This window comes from Sphingopyxis sp. GW821-FHT12F08, from assembly GCF_058806755.1.
This window is the reverse complement of record NZ_JBXAQA010000002.1, coordinates 842300-856895: the sequence shown is the minus strand read 5'-3', so window position 1 is coordinate 856895 and position 14596 is coordinate 842300. Positions and strand designations below refer to the sequence as shown.

Genomic DNA, 14596 nt, shown 5'->3' with positions numbered 1-14596 from the left:
TTAAGGCTTGTCTGGCAAAGAAACGGGCGATGACCCGCATTCTCCATGTCCTCGACCACAGCCTGCCCGCGCACAGCGGCTATACCTTCCGCACCCGCGCGCTGATGAAGGCGCAGGCCGCGAAAGGCTGGCAGGTCGCGGGCGTCACCGGCGTGCGCCACCCCGAACCCGGCCCGGATGGCGAAACCGTCGACGGGCTCACCTTCTATCGCACGCCGCCGATCGCGCCCGCGCGCTCGCCGATCCGCGAGTGGCGCGAGATCGGCGCGCTCGCCGCGCGGATCGAGGCGCTGGTCAAGGACTGGCAGCCCGACCTGCTCCACGCGCATTCGCCGGTGCTCGATGCGATGGCGGCGCTGCGCGTCGGCAAAAGGCTGGGTATTCCGGTGCTCTACGAGATCCGCGCCTTCTGGGAGGATGCCGCGGTGGGCAACGGGACGGGGCGCGAGGGGAGCGCCAAATATTTCCTGACGCGGCAATTGGAGACACATGCGGTCAAGTCGGCCGATGCGGTCGCGGTGATCTGCGAAGGGCTGCGCGGCGACCTGATCGCGCGCGGGGTCGATGCCGACAAGATCGTCGTATCGCCGAACGGCGTCGACCTCGAACTGTTCGGCGACCCGCCGCCGCGCGATGCGATGCTGGCGAAGCAACTCGGGCTGAACGAAGGCGATGCGGTGATCGGCTTTATCGGCAGCTATTATGATTATGAGGGCATCGACGACCTGCTCGCCGCGATGCCCGCGCTCGTCGCGGCGCAGCCCGCGGCCCAGTTGCTGCTCGTCGGCGGCGGGCCGATGGAGGCGGCGCTGAAGGCACAGGCCGCCGCCTCGCCCGTGGCGAACCGCATCCATTTCGTCGGCCGCGTGCCGCATCAAGAGGTGGAGCGCTATTATTCGCTGATCGATATCCTCGCCTATCCGCGCAAGAAGATGCGGCTGACCGACCTCGTCACTCCGCTGAAACCGCTCGAGGCGATGGCGCAGGGCAAGCTGGTCGCCGCCTCGGACGTCGGGGGCCACCGCGAGCTGATCGAGGACGGCATCACCGGCACCCTGTTCGCGCCCGACGACCCCGCGGCGATCGCGGCGGCGCTGGCCGGATTGCTTGGCGCGCGCGAAATGTGGAGCGATCGTCGCCGGACCGCACGTATTTTCGTCGAAAAACATCGTAACTGGTCGTCAAACATTTTACGTTACGAACCTGTTTACCAGCGGCTGCTCGGCGGCGACTCCGCGTCGCTCGCCGCCTGACGCGACAGGGCTTTGGACGATATGGACGAGACACGCGAAAAATCGGTACGGGATATCGCCGCCGCGCTGTGGCGCGGGCTGCGCCCCGCGGTGCCCGCGGTGATCGGCGCCGCGGCGCTGACCTTCCTGTTCGCCGCGGTGATGCCGCTCGCCTGGGTCGCAGGGATCAGCTGGAACCTCTATCTCGACCGCCTGTCGGACCTGTTCGCGCCGCCGGTCGGCAATGGCGGACGGCTGGCGCTGGCGATCGGCATGGCGGCGATCGCCGCGCTCTTCGCGGGTTTCGTGGCGCTCGCGCTCGCCAAGCCCGCGGTCAAGGGCAATGGCGCGATGAACCGCCGCGTCGCCGCGCGCGCCAGGAAGCAGGCTGACGCCGAAGGCGAAGCGCCGCTTCCGCGCCGCCGCGCCGATAGGCACCCCGACGACGCACCGCGCCCGCCGATCCGCGCGGGCCGCGACCTGCCCGAGGGCGGTCTCGGGCCGCTGGTGCCGCCCGTGCTCGACGCCGACGAGGAGCTCGATCTGGCCGATGCGGGCATCGCGATGCCCGCCGACGAAGCGGACGAGTTGGTGCTCGCCGACCTCGCGCCCGTCGATTATGAAGAGAGCAGCGGCGAAGCCCCCTGGCTCCAGCCCGCCGAACTATCTGGGCCGGTCATGCCCGATCCCGCCGACAACAGCCTGGGCGCGATGGTCGCGCGCTTCGAGGCCGGACTCGCGCGGCGCCAGACGGCTGCTGCCGCACCGGCGACCGCAACGCTGCCCGTCGCTGCGCCCGCCAACGAAGACGGCGAACCCCCGGTCGATTTCGCGCTCGAAGCGGCGCTGAGCACGCTGCAACGCATGACCCGCCGCGCCGTGGGGTGACACAGTCCCCCTCCCGCAAGCGGGAGGGGAGTGAGCTAATCCTCGACCGTCAGTATTTCGATCCGCAGCCCGTCATCGGCCGCCTCGACCACCAGGTCGGCGACGATATGCCCCGGCAGGCGCCATTCGATCGTCTCGAGCCGCGCCTGGAGCAGCGGGCGTAGCGTCGCGGCATCGTCGTCCGCGAGCGTGCATGGAAACAGATGGCGCGCGCCGACGAAATTGGCGCTCGCCCAGGGACGCAGCGTCGACGGTTCCAGCGCGACACCGTGCGGCAGTTCGCGCGCGAGCAGGCGGCGGAGGCGGCGGTGCGGGCAGCCCGGGCGCGGCGGGGCGGCGGGGGACCAGCGGATCATGCCTTCTCTCCCGCGCGAACGCTGTGCTTGCGGCGGTCGCCGCGCGGCTTGACGCGGCCCGCGCGATGATCGGCGCGCCATTTGTTCATGAAATGTTCCACACGGCAGGTGATGCGAAGCCCGGCGGCGCGGCCCTCGCGCAGGTCGGCGACGAGGCGCGGGTCGTGCACCGCGTCGCGCCCGAAGACGCTTTGCGGGATCGCCGATTCGACGAGGAAGGCCTCGATCCGTTGCAACAGCTTCTGCTCCATAAGTCCTCCCTGACTGCTCCTGCCGCCGGGCGACTCGCCCAGATAGGATATTTCCTATTTGAGGATCATTTTCCTACTTGTCTAGGATAAATCCTACTGCTAGATACGAAATAGGAAGGACCGACCCCGTGGCAGATTTTGGAGACGATCCGCGCGCCGCGCTCGACCGGCTGCTCACCGAGCGGGGGGTCGACTATGCCCAGCTGTCGGCGCGCATCGGGCGCAATCCCGCCTATATCCAGCAGTATATCAAGCGCGGGTCGCCGCGGCGGCTCGCCGAAGAGGACCGCGCACGGATCGCCGCCTATCTGGGTGTTTCCGAAGCGATGCTGGGCGGGCCGGTGCAGCGCGTCGCCGCGCTGGCGCGTTCGGGTTCGCGGGCCATGGTGCTGGTGCCCAAGGTTGCGGTGGGCGCGTCGGCGGGCGCGGGCATGACGGTCGACGGCGAACCGGTCGAGGGTGCGGTCGCCTTCGATCCCAAATGGCTGCGCGAGCTCGGCGCCGACCCGCGCGCGCTCAGCATCATCCGTGTCGAGGGCGATTCGATGGCGCCGACGCTGAACGACGGCGACGATATATTGGTCGATGGCGGCGACGCGGCCGCGCGGCTGCGCGACGGCATCTATGTGCTGCGCATGGACGACGCGCTGATGGTGAAGCGCGTCGCGCGCGCGCCGGGGCCGGGACGGATTTCGGTGATCAGCGACAATGCACAGTATCGCAGCTGGGACGATTTGCCGATGGGCGCGGTGCAGCTGGTGGGCCGCGTGGTGTGGACCGGGCGGCGCGTGCGTTGATTGTCTCCCGGAAGGGGACTGGTAGTGGGCGATTGCTGCCGTTTCCCAATCCCTCCTCTTCAGAGGAGGGGTAGCGAGACTTACGAACTTGTTCGTTAGTCGCAGCGGGGTGGTGGTCGCGGCTGGGCGTAAGCCTTCGGCCACCACCCCGTTCGACTAAAGGCCCGGCTGCGCCGGTCCAAGTCTTACTGCCCCTCCTCTGAAGAGGAGGGGTTGAGGCCGGGAATCCACCCCAAAGCCGCCACGCGTCCGCCCGCTTAATTCGGCGCCGCCATCACCGCTTCGATTTCATGCTCGAGCACCTCGGCGCGCTGGCATTGTTCCTCGTTGCCATCACGGCATTTCTCGGCCGCCTTGTCGCGCTGACGGGTCAGCTTGCCGAGTTGCTCCTCGCGCTTGCGCAGTTCGCGGCCGCGGTTGCGGTCGGCTTCATCCTGGCTGGTGGTCGACCAGTCGGCGACCTGTCCGACCGCCTTGAACGGCGCGGTGACGATGGTTTTGGCCGTGCTGACGCAGCCGCCCAGCAAAGGGGCCGCCAGCATGACGAGGAATATCGCGCGCATGTTCCATCCTTTTCGATCAAGCGGTTTCTTCGCATATCGCGGCGCGGCTGAACAGGGGATTGCGACGATCGGCACCGCCGAGGCGCCGCTCTGTCATATCACTGAAACAAATGGTTAAATCCGTCTTTACCATCCTGCCCTAGGTCGGCTTTGCCCCGCCCACACCAGCCAAAGACGGTCCATGAACCCCACCAACCCCGCTTTCGCCCCGACGCCCGGCCCTTCGGCCGCGATCCGCGCCGACGCGCATCTGTCCGAGGTGATCGACCTGTTTCGTGCCGATCCGCATCTGCGGATATTGGCGGTGCTCGACGAAGAAGGGCGGCCGTGCGGTGCGGTGCGCGAACAGCGCGTGCGCGAACTGCTTTTCTGTCCTTACTGGTTCTCGCTGATGCAGAATCCGACGATCGGCGGCTCGATCGCGAGCCTGATCGAACCCTGCCCGACCGCCGAGATCGGCGAGAGCACCGCGACGCTGCTGGGCATCGTATCTCGCGCGGCGGGGACCGACGGGCTGATGCTGGTCGACGGCGGCCGCTTCGTCGAGACGCTCGACGGCGGCCAGCTCGCGAAACTGGCGATGCTGCGCGAGGTCGAGCTGGCGCAGGAACGCGGCGCGCGCGCGGCGCGCGTCGACGAAGCGGGCGGCCGCTTCCGGCAGGATATCGCGGCGCTGACCGCGGCGCTCTCCGACATGGCGCACCAGGTCGAACAGGTGGCGTCCGAACTCGCCGAGCGCGCGCGCGACACGGGGCGCGATGCCGTATCGGTCGCGGGCGCCACCGCGCAGACGCTGGCGGGGCTCAGCGATCTCGGCGATCGCGGTCATGCGCTCGCCGCCACGATGCGGCGGATCGTCGAGGACGGCGCGCACGCCCGCGCGGTGCGTCACGACGCGCATCTGAAGGTCCAGGCGGCGAGCGGGCGCGCCGCGGCGCTCAAGGCGGCGAGCCAGTCGATCGAACAGATGCTGGCGCTGATCATCGACATGGCGAGCCGCACCAACATGCTGGCGCTCAACGCCGGGATCGAGGCGGCGCATGCGGGCGACGCGGGCCGCGGCTTCGCGGTGGTGGCATCGGAGGTCAAGACGCTGGCGAAGCAGACGCGCGGCGCGGCGGGCGATATCGCCCAATATGTCGACCGCATCCGCGACATCGTCGGCCAGGTGACAGACGGGTTCGGCGAGGTCGAAAAGGCGATCGACACCAATAACGGCTTTTCCGACGCGATCGATGCCGCGGTTGCCGACCAGAGCAGCACGACGCTGACGATCGCCAGCTATGTCGAGCAGGCGGTGTCCGCGGGGCGCGAAATCGACCTCAGGATGCAGCATATCGGCCGCGGCGCGAGTGCCGTCGGCGACGGCGCGCAATCGCTGGGCGAGCTGTCGTCGGGGCTGACGCAGGCGGCGCGCGCGCTCGACCGGCGCGCCCGCCATTTCGTCGAGGCGGTTGCCGCGGCCTGATTTTCCCGGACCGGCCTCAAGGGCTTGCCGCACCACGGGTTTTTGCTAGTCTCCCCCCGCGCCAGCGGCGCGATGGCCGCCGGCGGGGAGGAGGGTCATATGAGTAACATGCAAAAGGGTCTGGCCGAGTTCATCGGCACCTTCTGGCTCGTGTTCGGCGGCTGCGGCAGCGCGGTGCTGGCGGCGGGGGTCCCCGACGTCGGCATCGGATATCTCGGCGTCTCGCTCGCCTTCGGCCTGACCGTCGTGACGATGGCCTATGCGATCGGGCATATTTCGGGCTGCCATCTCAATCCCGCGGTGACCGTGGGGCTGTGGGCCGGCGGGCGGTTCGCGGCGCGCGACATCCCGCTCTATGTCGTCGCGCAGGTGCTCGGCGCGATCGTCGCGGCCTTCCTGCTCTGGCACGTCGCGGCGGGCAGCACCGCCTTCGACCTCGCGGCCAAGGGGCTCGCGGCGAACGGTTATGGCGCGGACGGCGGCTCGCCGGGCGGCTACGATCTCACCTCGGCGCTAATCATCGAGATTTTGCTCACCGCCTTCTTCCTGTGGATCATCATGGGATCGACCGACGGCCGCGCGCCCGCGGGCTTCGCGCCGATCGCGATCGGGCTGGCGCTGACGCTGATCCACCTCATCTCGATCCCGGTAACCAACACCTCGGTCAACCCCGCGCGCAGCACCGGACCGGCGCTGGTCGTCGGCGGGCTCGCGCTGCAGCAGCTCTGGCTGTTCTGGGTCGCGCCGCTGATCGGCGGGCTGGTCGGCGGCTGGCTCTATCGCAAGGTCGGCGCCGACGCTTTCCCCAAGCCCGATATCGAGGGCAATTGACGAAGGGCCGGTGGGGGCTTCCGCTCCCGCCGCCTGCTATTTCAACAGGTCGATCGCAAAGGCGCGCACTTCGTCCGCCATGTCGGGGCGTTCGAGCGCGACCGCGAGGTTCGCCTGTATATAACCCGCTTTCGACCCGCAGTCGTAGCGCGCGCCGTCGAAGGTGACGGCGTGGAAGGCCTGGGTGTCGATCATCTCGGCCATCGCGTCGGTCAGCTGGATCTCGCCGCCGGCGCCCTTTTCCTGCCGCTGGAGAACGCGCATGACTTCGGGTTGCAGGATGTAGCGGCCCGACACGATCAGGTTCGACGGCGCGTCTTCGACCTTCGGCTTTTCGACGAGCCCGCGCACTTCGGTGAGCGCGCCGTCCTGCGCGCCGGGGGTGATCACGCCATAGCTCGACACCTGCTCGTGCGGGACTTCGAGCACCGAGATCAGGTTGCCGCCGACCTTGTGATAGGCGTCGACCATCTGCTTCATGCAGCCGGGCGTGCCGTGCATGAACTCGTCGGGCAGGAAGATCGCGAAGGGTTCGTCGCCGACGATATCGCGCGCGCACCAGATCGCATGGCCGAGCCCGAGCGGTTCCTGCTGGCGGACATAGGCGCAATTGCCGGGGCCGAGCCGCGTCGGTTCGAGCACCGACAGGTCCTTGCCGCGTTCGGACATCGTCTTTTCGAGCTCGAAGGCGATGTCGAAATGATCCTCGATCGCGCTCTTGCCGCGCCCGGTGACGAAGATCATCTGCTCGATTCCCGCTTCGCGCGCTTCGTCGACCGCGTACTGGATCAGCGGGCGGTCGACGATCGGCAGCATCTCCTTCGGGATCGCCTTGGTCGCGGGGAGGAAGCGGGTGCCGAGGCCGGCGACGGGGAAGACGGCTTTGCGGATCGGTTTCATGGGCGCGGGCTTAGCGGCGAACGGGAGCCATGGAAAGGCGCGCTATTGCGGCGTGACGATCACGACGACGCGGCGATTGTCCTGCCGCCCCACGGGCGTCGCATTGCTCGACAGCGGCAGCGTCTCGCCGCGCCCGATCACCTGGTCGGGGCCCATGGTCATGCCGTTGGTGCGCATCGCGCCGGCGACGACATCGGCGCGCGCCTGCGACAGCTTGAGGTTATAGGCGCTGGTACCGGTCGAATCGGTGTGGCCCTCGATGCGCGCCGAGGCGATACCGACGCTGGCCAGCCCGCGCGCGACCTGCGAGATGGCATCGATCTGTTCGGGCTTCAGATTGGCATCGTCGGACGCGAACAACAGCCGCTCGGGAAACGTCAATTGCCAGCCGCTTCCGGTTTCGACGAACCCCTGCGACTGCAGCATCGCGACCTGTGCCGGGCTGAACCCCTTCGGCGCCGGCAGGCTCTGGCATGCCGCGAGCAGCGCGGCGGCGGCGAGGGTGAAGAGGGTCTTGATCGAGCGGGACAATGCGAGGGTCATCTCTTCGCGCTTTCGGTTTCAGCTTCGGGTCCGGTTGGACAATTTGTCGGCGTACATGGCGGCGTCGGCGGCGGTGAGCAGTTCGCCGGCGCCATCGGCCTGAAGGGGAAAGACCGCGAAGCCGATGCTGGCCGTGGGCCGATAGATCTCGCCGCCCGGGAGGATGAGGGGCTGGGCGATGCCGGCGCGGATCCGGTCGGCGATCGCCTGGGGTTCGACCGCGGGGTCGAGCGGATCGACGAGGACGACGAATTCGTCGCCGCCGATGCGCGCGGCGAAATCGCCGCCGCGCAGCGTCTCGCGAATCCGGCTGGACAGCGCAACGAGCACGGCGTCGCCCGCGGCATGGCCGAACCCGTCGTTGGCCGCCTTGAAATTATCGGCGTCGATGAAGAGCAGAAAGAAGCGCCCGCCGCGCTGCCGCGCCGCCGCGATGCGCCGCGCGAGCTCTTCGTCGAACGCGGCGCGGTTGGGCAGCGCGGTCAGCGCGTCGTGCGAGGCGCGGTGCGCGAGCACGGCCCTTTCGCTTTCCATCGATCCCTGCCAGCCCTGCAGCTCGTCGAGCAGCGCATTGATGTCGCCGCCCAGCCGGTCGAGCTCGGCGATGCCGAGCGGCTGGACGCGCTTGTCGAAGCGGCGGTGCAGGCGGACGTCGTGCGCGACGGTCGCGATGGCATTGAGCGGCTTGACCAGCTCATATTCGAACCGCCGCGCCATGACGATCGCACCGAGCGCGGTGACGATCAGGCAGGCGAGCCCTGCCAGCAGCCCGATCCGGACATAGTCGATCAAGGTCGAGCTGTCGCCCCAGACCTGGATCGTGCCGATTGCCGATCCGTTGCGGCGGATGGTGACGGCATAGGGCTTGGGGAAAAAGGCGCGGGTCAGGAGCGGCGCGGGGTCGGGCGAGGGCGACGCCCATTCGGTCAGCGGCCGGCCGCGGTCGTCGAGCACGCGCAGCTTGGCGATGCCGGGGATGCGCATCAACGGCGCCAGCCCCTCGCGCGCCGCGGCGGCGTCGTTGAATATCAGCGCGGGTTCGACGCCATAGGCGCCGAGCTGCGCCGCGAGTTCGATATTGCGGTCGGCATAGCCGCGCATCGCGGTGACGCCCGCGAGCAGGATCGTCAGGCCCGACAGCGCGACGGCGAAGAGCGTGATGCCGAAATGAAAGCGCGACAGCAGTTTTTGCAGCGTCGTGCGCGGGGGCGTGCGGCTGCTCATGACGCCGCCCCGTCGCTCTGGCCGATCTTGAGCACGCGCGGATCGACGCGCAGCGGTCCGCGTCCGATCGCGTCGAGATTGACCGAGAAGCTCAGCCCTTCGGCCTTGCGCGCGAGGCAGAACATCGCGCCATAGAGGCAGGCGGGATCGTCGTCGCTGATCGTCAGCACCGCGCGGCCGCGCACCCAGCCGATCAGCCGCTGGCGGTCGTCGGCGGGCATGCGGCCGAGGAAGAGGATGTCGCAGCCCTCGCCGCCGGTCACCGCCGCCGCGGTCATCCGCCGCACCGTGATGGCGGGACCGCGGCCGGGCACGTCGGGCGCGATCCGGTCGGTCAGCCGCGGGGTGCCGACGAGGCACAGGGTACGGCCACGCTCCTCCGCGCCGGGCCAGCGGACGTAGCTGATGATGCCGCCGAGCATGCGGTTGACCGCGCGGGTCAGTCCGTCGACCCCGTCGTCGACGATCGTCTGGCTGGCCGCCTGTACCGACATCTGCGGCGTCGAGAACAGCGCGCCGATCAGGAACAATGATGCCAGCACCCGACTTGCGACCCCCACCGCGCTCGGGCACGCTGCCCCAAGTTGGCGGCGTCCGCTAGCCTAAAGTGTGGACAAGTCAACGAGAAGTGACGTCATGCCGCCAATTCGCAATAGCGCTACGTCAAGCGCCGGATTTGGGTAAGGATATTGCTCATATCCTGATCTATATTAGTCCACGACCGGACCTATCCGCGCAGCCGGTCGGCGAATCCCTTGCGCAGCTTGGCGAGCTTGGGCGGGATCACCGCCATGCAATAGGGATTGCGCTGGCCCTCGCCCTCCCAATAGGCTTGGTGATAATCCTCGGCGGGATACCAGTGCGCGGGGGGCTCGATGGTGGTGACGATCGGCGCCGGCTGGCCGGCCTGCGCGCGCTCGATGCCCGCGCGCGCGGCATCGCCCTGCGCGGCGTCGAGCGGGAAGAGCGCGCTGCGATATTGGGTGCCGACGTCGTTGCCCTGGCGGTTGAGCGTCGTCGGATCGTGCGTCGCAAAATGGACGTCGAGCAGGTCGTCGTAGGAAATGACGGCGGGGTCGAAGCTGATGCGGATCGCTTCGGCATGGCCGGTGTCGCCGCCGCACACCTGCTTGTAGGTGGGGTTGGCCACGCTGCCGCCGATATAGCCGCTCTCGACCTTGTCGACGCCGGCGAGCGACTGGAACACCGCTTCGGTGCACCAGAAGCAGCCTCCGGCGAATATGGCGGTTTCCTGGGTCATGGGTCGGTCCTTGCTGGGGAAAGGGGATGGCCCCCAAAATAGGAGGCCGCGCGCCTATTCCAAGGGCGGGAGCGCCGCGACGAGCGGCGGGCGTGCGCCCGGATCGGCGGCGCGCGCGGTTGTCATCGCGGCGATCTCGGCCTCGATCGCGGCGATCCGGTCGCGGCGCGGCGGGTGCGTCGCGGCGCGGATCAGCGGCTTCTTGTGCCGCTCCCAGAAACGGATCGCGGCGCGCGGGTCGTAGCCCGCGTCGGCGAGCAACCACACCGACAGCCGGTCGGCCTCGATCTCGGCGCGGCGGACGCGGTCGGTGGGCCGGCTCGCTGCGAGCTGTGCGGGGTGCCGCAGGATATTGTGCGCCAGTTCGTGCGCGACGACCGCGGCGAGTTCGCCGTCGTCGGCGACCGACGCGGCGAGGCGGAGCGTCACGCGCACCAGCTTCCCGTTCGCCGCGGCCTGCTTCCCGCTAAGTTCGACCCGAAAGCCGCTAGCGCAGCCGGCCGACGCGCCGAGTTCGTAGCGCCGACCGTCGTTGTCGGTGACGGTCAGGGGGGCAGAGGGTTCGCGCGCCGCGAGCATCACCTGCGCCGCGTCGATCCGCACCGTCGGTCCGTCCCCCAGCGTGGGAATGGGCTGGCCGTCGATCGCTGCGATGCCGGTACCGCGAACCAGCCCTGCGCGCTCGGCGGGCGACCCGGGCGCGACCGCCGCGACGAAGGGGATGTCGCCGCCGGTGCCATAAGCCAACTTTGCCGCCGCACGCTCGCGCTTGTCGAAGCGGCGCGGGTCGCCGAGGACCCAGCCGGGCTGCGGCGCCACCTCCGGACACCAGCGCGCGCCGCCGCTGGCCAGCCGCCAGCCGATGGTGGCGAGCCGCGTCTCCTGCCGCGCGATTTCGGCGGGATCGGCCGCGGCGGCGCTGGTTGGGGTCATCACGGCAGCGGCCAGCAGGAGGTGGGGGAGGCGGGGGCGCATTGCGTCTCTTATCGAGGCGGATGGCGTGGTTTGCAAATCGGCGCCGGGCTGCGGCTTTCGGGCGGGGGGCGGTCGTTTCCCAACCCCTCCTCTTCAGAGGAGGGGCAGCGAGACTTGCGAACTTGTTCGTTAGTCGCAGCGGGGTGGTGGTCTCGGGCGTGGCTTAGACCCTCGGCCACCACCCCGTTCGACTAAAGGCCCGGCTGCGCCGGACCAAGTCTCACTGCCCCTCCTCTGAAGAGGAGGAGTTTAGATCCGCTCCCCACCCCAAAACCGACATTCCCATCTCCCCATCCCTCTTGCCTATCGCAAGGCGAGCGCCGATAGGGCCGCCATGTCGCATCCCTCCTCCGGTCCCCGCCCCGCGGCGCTGGCGCGCTGGCTCTGGCTCGTCGCCTTGCTCGTGATCGTCGTCGTCGCGGTCGGCGGCATCACCCGGCTGACCGAATCGGGGCTGTCGATCACCGAATGGCGGCCGGTGTCGGGAGTGATTCCTCCGACCAACGAGGCCGACTGGGTCCAGGAGTTCGAGAAATACCAGCAGATCCCCGAATATAGGGAGATCAACAAGGGGATGTCGCTGGACGCGTTTAAGGCGATCTTCTTCTGGGAGTGGCTGCACCGCGTCCTCGGCCGTCTGGTCGGTGGCGCGATGCTGATCCCGCTCGCTTGGTTCGCGTGGCGGCGCGCGATCCCGCCGGGCTATGGCTGGCGCCTCGTCGCGCTGACCTCGCTGGTCGGGCTGCAGGGCGCGATCGGCTGGTGGATGGTCGCCTCGGGCCTCGAATATCGCACCGACGTCAGCCATTTCCGCCTCGCGACGCACTTGCTCACCGCGCTGTTCCTGCTCGCGGGGCTCGTCTGGACCGCGCGCGACCTGTGGGCGCTGGCGCGCGATCCCGCCGCAAAGCCCGCGCGGCTGACGGGAACGTCGGTCGTGGTGATCGCCATTCTCCTGGTCCAGTTGCTGCTCGGCGCGTGGGTGGCGGGGCTCAACGCCGGGCAGGTCGCGAACACTTGGCCGGCGATGAACGACCGCTTCTTTCCCGACGGGATCGACTGGAGCGGCGGGGCATGGATGGCACTGACCAACGATCCCTTCCTGATCCATTTCCTCCATCGCTGGTGGTCGTGGATCGCGGCGGCGGTGCTGTTGCTGGTCGCCCGCACGCTCGCGCGGCGCGGCGAACGGCACGTAAGCGCGCTCGTCGTGATCGTCGTCGCACAAATGTCGCTCGGCATCCTGACCGTGGTCACCGGCGTGTCGCTGTGGATCGCGGTGGCGCATCAGGCGGTCGGCGCGATGCTCGTCGGGGCGACAGCGGCGGCGCTTCACCGGCTCGGCCGCGCGCCCTCATGAGCGCGCGCGGCCTGTGGGGCGGCGCGCTGGCGCTGCTGCTCCTCGCGCCGCAACCCGTGCCGGCGCTGCAAGCGCCCGAGAGTGCCGCCGCGCAGGTCTTTGCCCCGCCGCTCGGCCAGCCGATGACCTATCGCGTCACGACCCGCCGCGTCAGCCGCAGCGGCACGCTGATCAGCTTCGCGCTCGTCTATGCGCTGCAATGGCAGGGGGCGGGGCGCGGCTACCGGCTCGACGCGTCGCTGCGCCGGATCGAATCCGACGCGCGGCCCGAGCTGGTGAACAGCCTGACGGCCCTGTTCCAGCCGCTGGTCGGCGAGACGGTCTCCTACCTGGTCGATGCCGACGGGCGAAGCATCGCGCTCGCCGATCCCGCGCAACTATGGGCGCGCATCGGACAGCGGACGCAGGATCTCGCCGCAGCGGCCGCCACGCCCGAAGCGCGGCAGATCGCGGCGCTGCTCGCCGGGCTGCCCGAGGCCGAGCGCGAGAAGATGCTCACCGCCGACATCCGCGCGCTGGTCGCACCCGCGAATTCGTCGATCCCGGCCGCGGAGGGTGACGATGTCGCGATCCGGCACGAGGGGCGGAATCGCACCGTGGCCAAGTCCGAGCGCGCCGAACTCGCATCAGGCGTGCTCGACATCGATACGCTGTGGACCGTCGATACCGCCGCGGGCCTGGTCCTGATCGAACGGCGCCAGAGCTGGATGCGCGAGCCGGGCGGCGAGGCGCGGACGCTGGTCGAGGAGCGGATCCGCGCGCTGACGATGGGCGATCCCGGGGGCGATCTGAGCTAAAGGTATTATTTTACCCGTCAGCAAAGCCGCTGCCTGCTTGACTTTCGGCGCCGATATCGCCATTGGCCCGCTCCGAAGCGCCGCGGCGTCCATCCGGACCTTGCGGCGCGGTTTGTTTCGGGCGGCGTTGCTGCCCCCCATGTCTCAAGGAGGTCGCCATGATGAAGGCGCTGACCAAGACGACCGCTTCGGCCAATGCCGGTACGGTCGAAAAGAAATGGGTGCTGATCGACGCCGAGGGCCTCGTGGTGGGCCGCGTTGCATCGATCATCGCCAATATCCTGCGCGGCAAGCACAAGCCGTCGTTCACCCCGCACGTCGATTGCGGTGACAATGTCATCGTCATCAACGCCGAGAAGGTGGCGTTCACTGGCAAGAAGCTGCAGGACAAGCGGTACTACAAGCACACCGGCTATGCCGGCGGCATCAAGGAAACCAGCCCCGCGAAGATCCTCGAAGGCCGTTTCCCCGAGCGCGTGCTCGAAAAGGCCGTCGAACGCATGATTCCGCGCGGCCCGCTCGGCCGCCAGCAGATGCGCAACCTGCGCATCTTCGCCGGCGCCGAACATCCGCATGCCGGACAGAACCCCGAAGTGATCGACGTCGCGTCGATGAACCGCAAGAACAAGGTGGGTGCATAATGGCCGACGAACAGACCATGACCGATCTCAAGGATCTCGGCGGCGCCGTTGAAGGCACCGTCGCTACCCCGACGAGCACGATGCCGCTTCGCGAGAAGAAGGTCGATGCGCAGGGCCGCGCCTATGCGACCGGCCGCCGCAAGGACGCCGTCGCCCGCGTGTGGGTCAAGCCCGGCACGGGCAAGATCACCGTCAACGGCCGCGACCAGGAAGTCTATTTCGCGCGCCCGACGCTGCGCCTCGTCATCAACCAGCCGTTCGGCCTGACCGAGCGCACCGGCCAGTATGACGTCGTCGCGACCGTCAAGGGCGGCGGCCTGTCGGGCCAGGCGGGCGCCGTGCTGCACGGCATCGCGCAGGCGCTGACCCGCTTCGAACCGGCGCTGCGCAGCCCGGTCAAGGCGGCCGGCTTCCTGACCCGCGACAGCCGCGCTGTGGAACGTAAGAAATACGGCAAGGCCAAGGCCCGCCGCAGCTTCCAGTTCTCGAAGCGCTAAGAGCTTTTCCGC

General features: G+C 68.9%; 18 protein-coding genes. 9 read left to right on the top strand and 9 right to left on the bottom strand.

Annotation, left to right across the window (positions count from 1 at the left end; all coding sequences use genetic code 11):
* Positions 1–29 precede the first annotated feature (29 nt).
* Complete coding sequence (locus AC1RNQ_RS08895; RefSeq protein ID WP_493170561.1) at positions 30–1253, top strand: TIGR04063 family PEP-CTERM/XrtA system glycosyltransferase; 1224 nt, start codon at positions 30–32, stop codon at positions 1251–1253.
* A gap of 21 nt (positions 1254–1274) precedes the next feature.
* Positions 1275–2120, top strand: coding sequence for a hypothetical protein (locus AC1RNQ_RS08890; protein ID WP_493170560.1), 846 nt, complete (start codon positions 1275–1277; stop codon positions 2118–2120).
* A 35-nt stretch (positions 2121–2155) separates the two neighbouring features.
* On the opposite strand, the gene AC1RNQ_RS08885 is transcribed toward AC1RNQ_RS08890, so the two are convergent.
* Both AC1RNQ_RS08885 and AC1RNQ_RS08880 read right to left on the bottom strand, forming a co-directional pair.
* Positions 2156–2476 (bottom strand): hypothetical protein, encoded by a 321-nt coding sequence (locus AC1RNQ_RS08885; protein WP_493170558.1) that lies wholly within the window; start codon positions 2474–2476, stop codon positions 2156–2158.
* Positions 2473–2727: a hypothetical protein gene (locus AC1RNQ_RS08880; RefSeq protein WP_493170557.1), complete on the bottom strand. Its 255-nt coding sequence runs from the start codon at positions 2725–2727 to the stop codon at positions 2473–2475. Before AC1RNQ_RS08880 ends, AC1RNQ_RS08885 begins: the two co-directional genes overlap by 4 nt.
* 128 nt (positions 2728–2855) lie before the next feature.
* On the opposite strand from AC1RNQ_RS08880, the gene AC1RNQ_RS08875 reads away from it, so the two are divergent.
* Positions 2856–3524, top strand: coding sequence for a S24 family peptidase (locus AC1RNQ_RS08875; RefSeq protein ID WP_493170555.1), 669 nt, complete (start codon positions 2856–2858; stop codon positions 3522–3524).
* Positions 3525–3781: 257 nt separating this feature from the next.
* Here AC1RNQ_RS08875 and AC1RNQ_RS08870 read toward each other — a convergent pair whose 3' ends face one another.
* Complete coding sequence (locus AC1RNQ_RS08870) at positions 3782–4087, bottom strand: hypothetical protein (RefSeq protein WP_493170553.1); 306 nt, start codon at positions 4085–4087, stop codon at positions 3782–3784.
* Positions 4088–4268: 181 nt separating this feature from the next.
* On the opposite strand from AC1RNQ_RS08870, the gene AC1RNQ_RS08865 reads away from it, so the two are divergent.
* Positions 4269–5555 carry a methyl-accepting chemotaxis protein gene (locus tag AC1RNQ_RS08865; RefSeq protein ID WP_493170552.1) on the top strand — a complete coding sequence of 429 codons (1287 nt, stop codon included), beginning with the start codon at positions 4269–4271 and terminating at the stop codon, positions 5553–5555.
* 99 nt (positions 5556–5654) lie between these two features.
* Positions 5655–6386, top strand: a complete 732-nt coding sequence (gene aqpZ, locus AC1RNQ_RS08860; protein WP_493170551.1) for an aquaporin Z — start codon at positions 5655–5657, stop codon at positions 6384–6386.
* Positions 6387–6422: 36 nt separating this feature from the next.
* On the opposite strand, the gene galU is transcribed toward aqpZ, so the two are convergent.
* The 6 genes from galU to AC1RNQ_RS08830 form a co-directional block, all read right to left on the bottom strand.
* Positions 6423–7286, bottom strand: coding sequence for a UTP--glucose-1-phosphate uridylyltransferase GalU (gene galU / locus AC1RNQ_RS08855; protein WP_493170550.1), 864 nt, complete (start codon positions 7284–7286; stop codon positions 6423–6425).
* Between the two features lie 42 nt (positions 7287–7328).
* Positions 7329–7829: an outer membrane lipoprotein YfiB gene (gene yfiB / locus AC1RNQ_RS08850; RefSeq protein WP_493170548.1), complete on the bottom strand. Its 501-nt coding sequence runs from the start codon at positions 7827–7829 to the stop codon at positions 7329–7331.
* 18 nt (positions 7830–7847) lie between these two features.
* Entirely contained in the window at positions 7848–9053 is a 1206-nt protein-coding gene (gene dgcN / locus AC1RNQ_RS08845; protein WP_493170547.1) for a diguanylate cyclase DgcN/YfiN, read from the bottom strand.
* Positions 9050–9595 carry a regulatory sequestration protein YfiR gene (yfiR, locus tag AC1RNQ_RS08840; protein WP_493170545.1) on the bottom strand — a complete coding sequence of 182 codons (546 nt, stop codon included), beginning with the start codon at positions 9593–9595 and terminating at the stop codon, positions 9050–9052. Before yfiR ends, dgcN begins: the two co-directional genes overlap by 4 nt.
* 185 nt (positions 9596–9780) lie before the next feature.
* A complete protein-coding gene (gene msrA / locus AC1RNQ_RS08835; RefSeq protein WP_493170544.1) occupies positions 9781–10314 on the bottom strand; it encodes a peptide-methionine (S)-S-oxide reductase MsrA in 534 nt (177 codons plus the stop codon).
* Between the two features lie 54 nt (positions 10315–10368).
* Positions 10369–11247, bottom strand: a complete 879-nt coding sequence (locus AC1RNQ_RS08830) for a M48 family metalloprotease (RefSeq protein ID WP_493170542.1) — start codon at positions 11245–11247, stop codon at positions 10369–10371.
* A 376-nt stretch (positions 11248–11623) separates the two neighbouring features.
* On the opposite strand from AC1RNQ_RS08830, the gene AC1RNQ_RS08825 reads away from it, so the two are divergent.
* From AC1RNQ_RS08825 to rpsI, 4 genes are all read left to right on the top strand, one after another.
* Positions 11624–12649 carry a COX15/CtaA family protein gene (locus tag AC1RNQ_RS08825; RefSeq protein WP_493170540.1) on the top strand — a complete coding sequence of 342 codons (1026 nt, stop codon included), beginning with the start codon at positions 11624–11626 and terminating at the stop codon, positions 12647–12649.
* Entirely contained in the window at positions 12646–13446 is an 801-nt protein-coding gene (locus AC1RNQ_RS08820; protein ID WP_493170539.1) for a hypothetical protein, read from the top strand. The genes AC1RNQ_RS08825 and AC1RNQ_RS08820 overlap by 4 nt, the downstream gene beginning before the upstream one ends.
* Before the next feature lie 161 nt (positions 13447–13607).
* Positions 13608–14087 carry a 50S ribosomal protein L13 gene (rplM, locus tag AC1RNQ_RS08815; RefSeq protein WP_493170607.1) on the top strand — a complete coding sequence of 160 codons (480 nt, stop codon included), beginning with the start codon at positions 13608–13610 and terminating at the stop codon, positions 14085–14087.
* Entirely contained in the window at positions 14087–14584 is a 498-nt protein-coding gene (gene rpsI / locus AC1RNQ_RS08810; protein WP_077030649.1) for a 30S ribosomal protein S9, read from the top strand. The genes rplM and rpsI overlap by 1 nt, the downstream gene beginning before the upstream one ends.
* The last annotated feature ends 12 nt before the right edge of the window (positions 14585–14596 follow it).

Bases quoted from the DNA above. Each gene is read 5' to 3' on its own strand.
- AC1RNQ_RS08895 (WP_493170561.1), top strand. From the start codon at position 30: ATGACCCGCATTCTCCATGTCCTCGACCACAGCCTGCCCGCGCACAGC.
- AC1RNQ_RS08890 (WP_493170560.1), top strand. From the start codon at position 1,275: ATGGACGAGACACGCGAAAAATCGGTACGGGATATCGCCGCCGCGCTG.
- AC1RNQ_RS08885 (WP_493170558.1), bottom strand. From the start codon at position 2,476: ATGATCCGCTGGTCCCCCGCCGCCCCGCCGCGCCCGGGCTGCCCGCAC.
- AC1RNQ_RS08880 (WP_493170557.1), bottom strand. From the start codon at position 2,727: ATGGAGCAGAAGCTGTTGCAACGGATCGAGGCCTTCCTCGTCGAATCG.
- AC1RNQ_RS08870 (WP_493170553.1), bottom strand. From the start codon at position 4,087: ATGCGCGCGATATTCCTCGTCATGCTGGCGGCCCCTTTGCTGGGCGGC.
- AC1RNQ_RS08865 (WP_493170552.1), top strand. From the start codon at position 4,269: ATGAACCCCACCAACCCCGCTTTCGCCCCGACGCCCGGCCCTTCGGCC.
- aqpZ (WP_493170551.1), top strand. From the start codon at position 5,655: ATGAGTAACATGCAAAAGGGTCTGGCCGAGTTCATCGGCACCTTCTGG.
- galU (WP_493170550.1), bottom strand. From the start codon at position 7,286: ATGAAACCGATCCGCAAAGCCGTCTTCCCCGTCGCCGGCCTCGGCACC.
- yfiB (WP_493170548.1), bottom strand. From the start codon at position 7,829: ATGACCCTCGCATTGTCCCGCTCGATCAAGACCCTCTTCACCCTCGCC.
- dgcN (WP_493170547.1), bottom strand. From the start codon at position 9,053: ATGAGCAGCCGCACGCCCCCGCGCACGACGCTGCAAAAACTGCTGTCG.
- msrA (WP_493170544.1), bottom strand. From the start codon at position 10,314: ATGACCCAGGAAACCGCCATATTCGCCGGAGGCTGCTTCTGGTGCACC.
- AC1RNQ_RS08830 (WP_493170542.1), bottom strand. From the start codon at position 11,247: ATGACCCCAACCAGCGCCGCCGCGGCCGATCCCGCCGAAATCGCGCGG.
- AC1RNQ_RS08825 (WP_493170540.1), top strand. From the start codon at position 11,624: ATGTCGCATCCCTCCTCCGGTCCCCGCCCCGCGGCGCTGGCGCGCTGG.
- AC1RNQ_RS08820 (WP_493170539.1), top strand. From the start codon at position 12,646: ATGAGCGCGCGCGGCCTGTGGGGCGGCGCGCTGGCGCTGCTGCTCCTC.
- rplM (WP_493170607.1), top strand. From the start codon at position 13,608: ATGAAGGCGCTGACCAAGACGACCGCTTCGGCCAATGCCGGTACGGTC.
- rpsI (WP_077030649.1), top strand. From the start codon at position 14,087: ATGGCCGACGAACAGACCATGACCGATCTCAAGGATCTCGGCGGCGCC.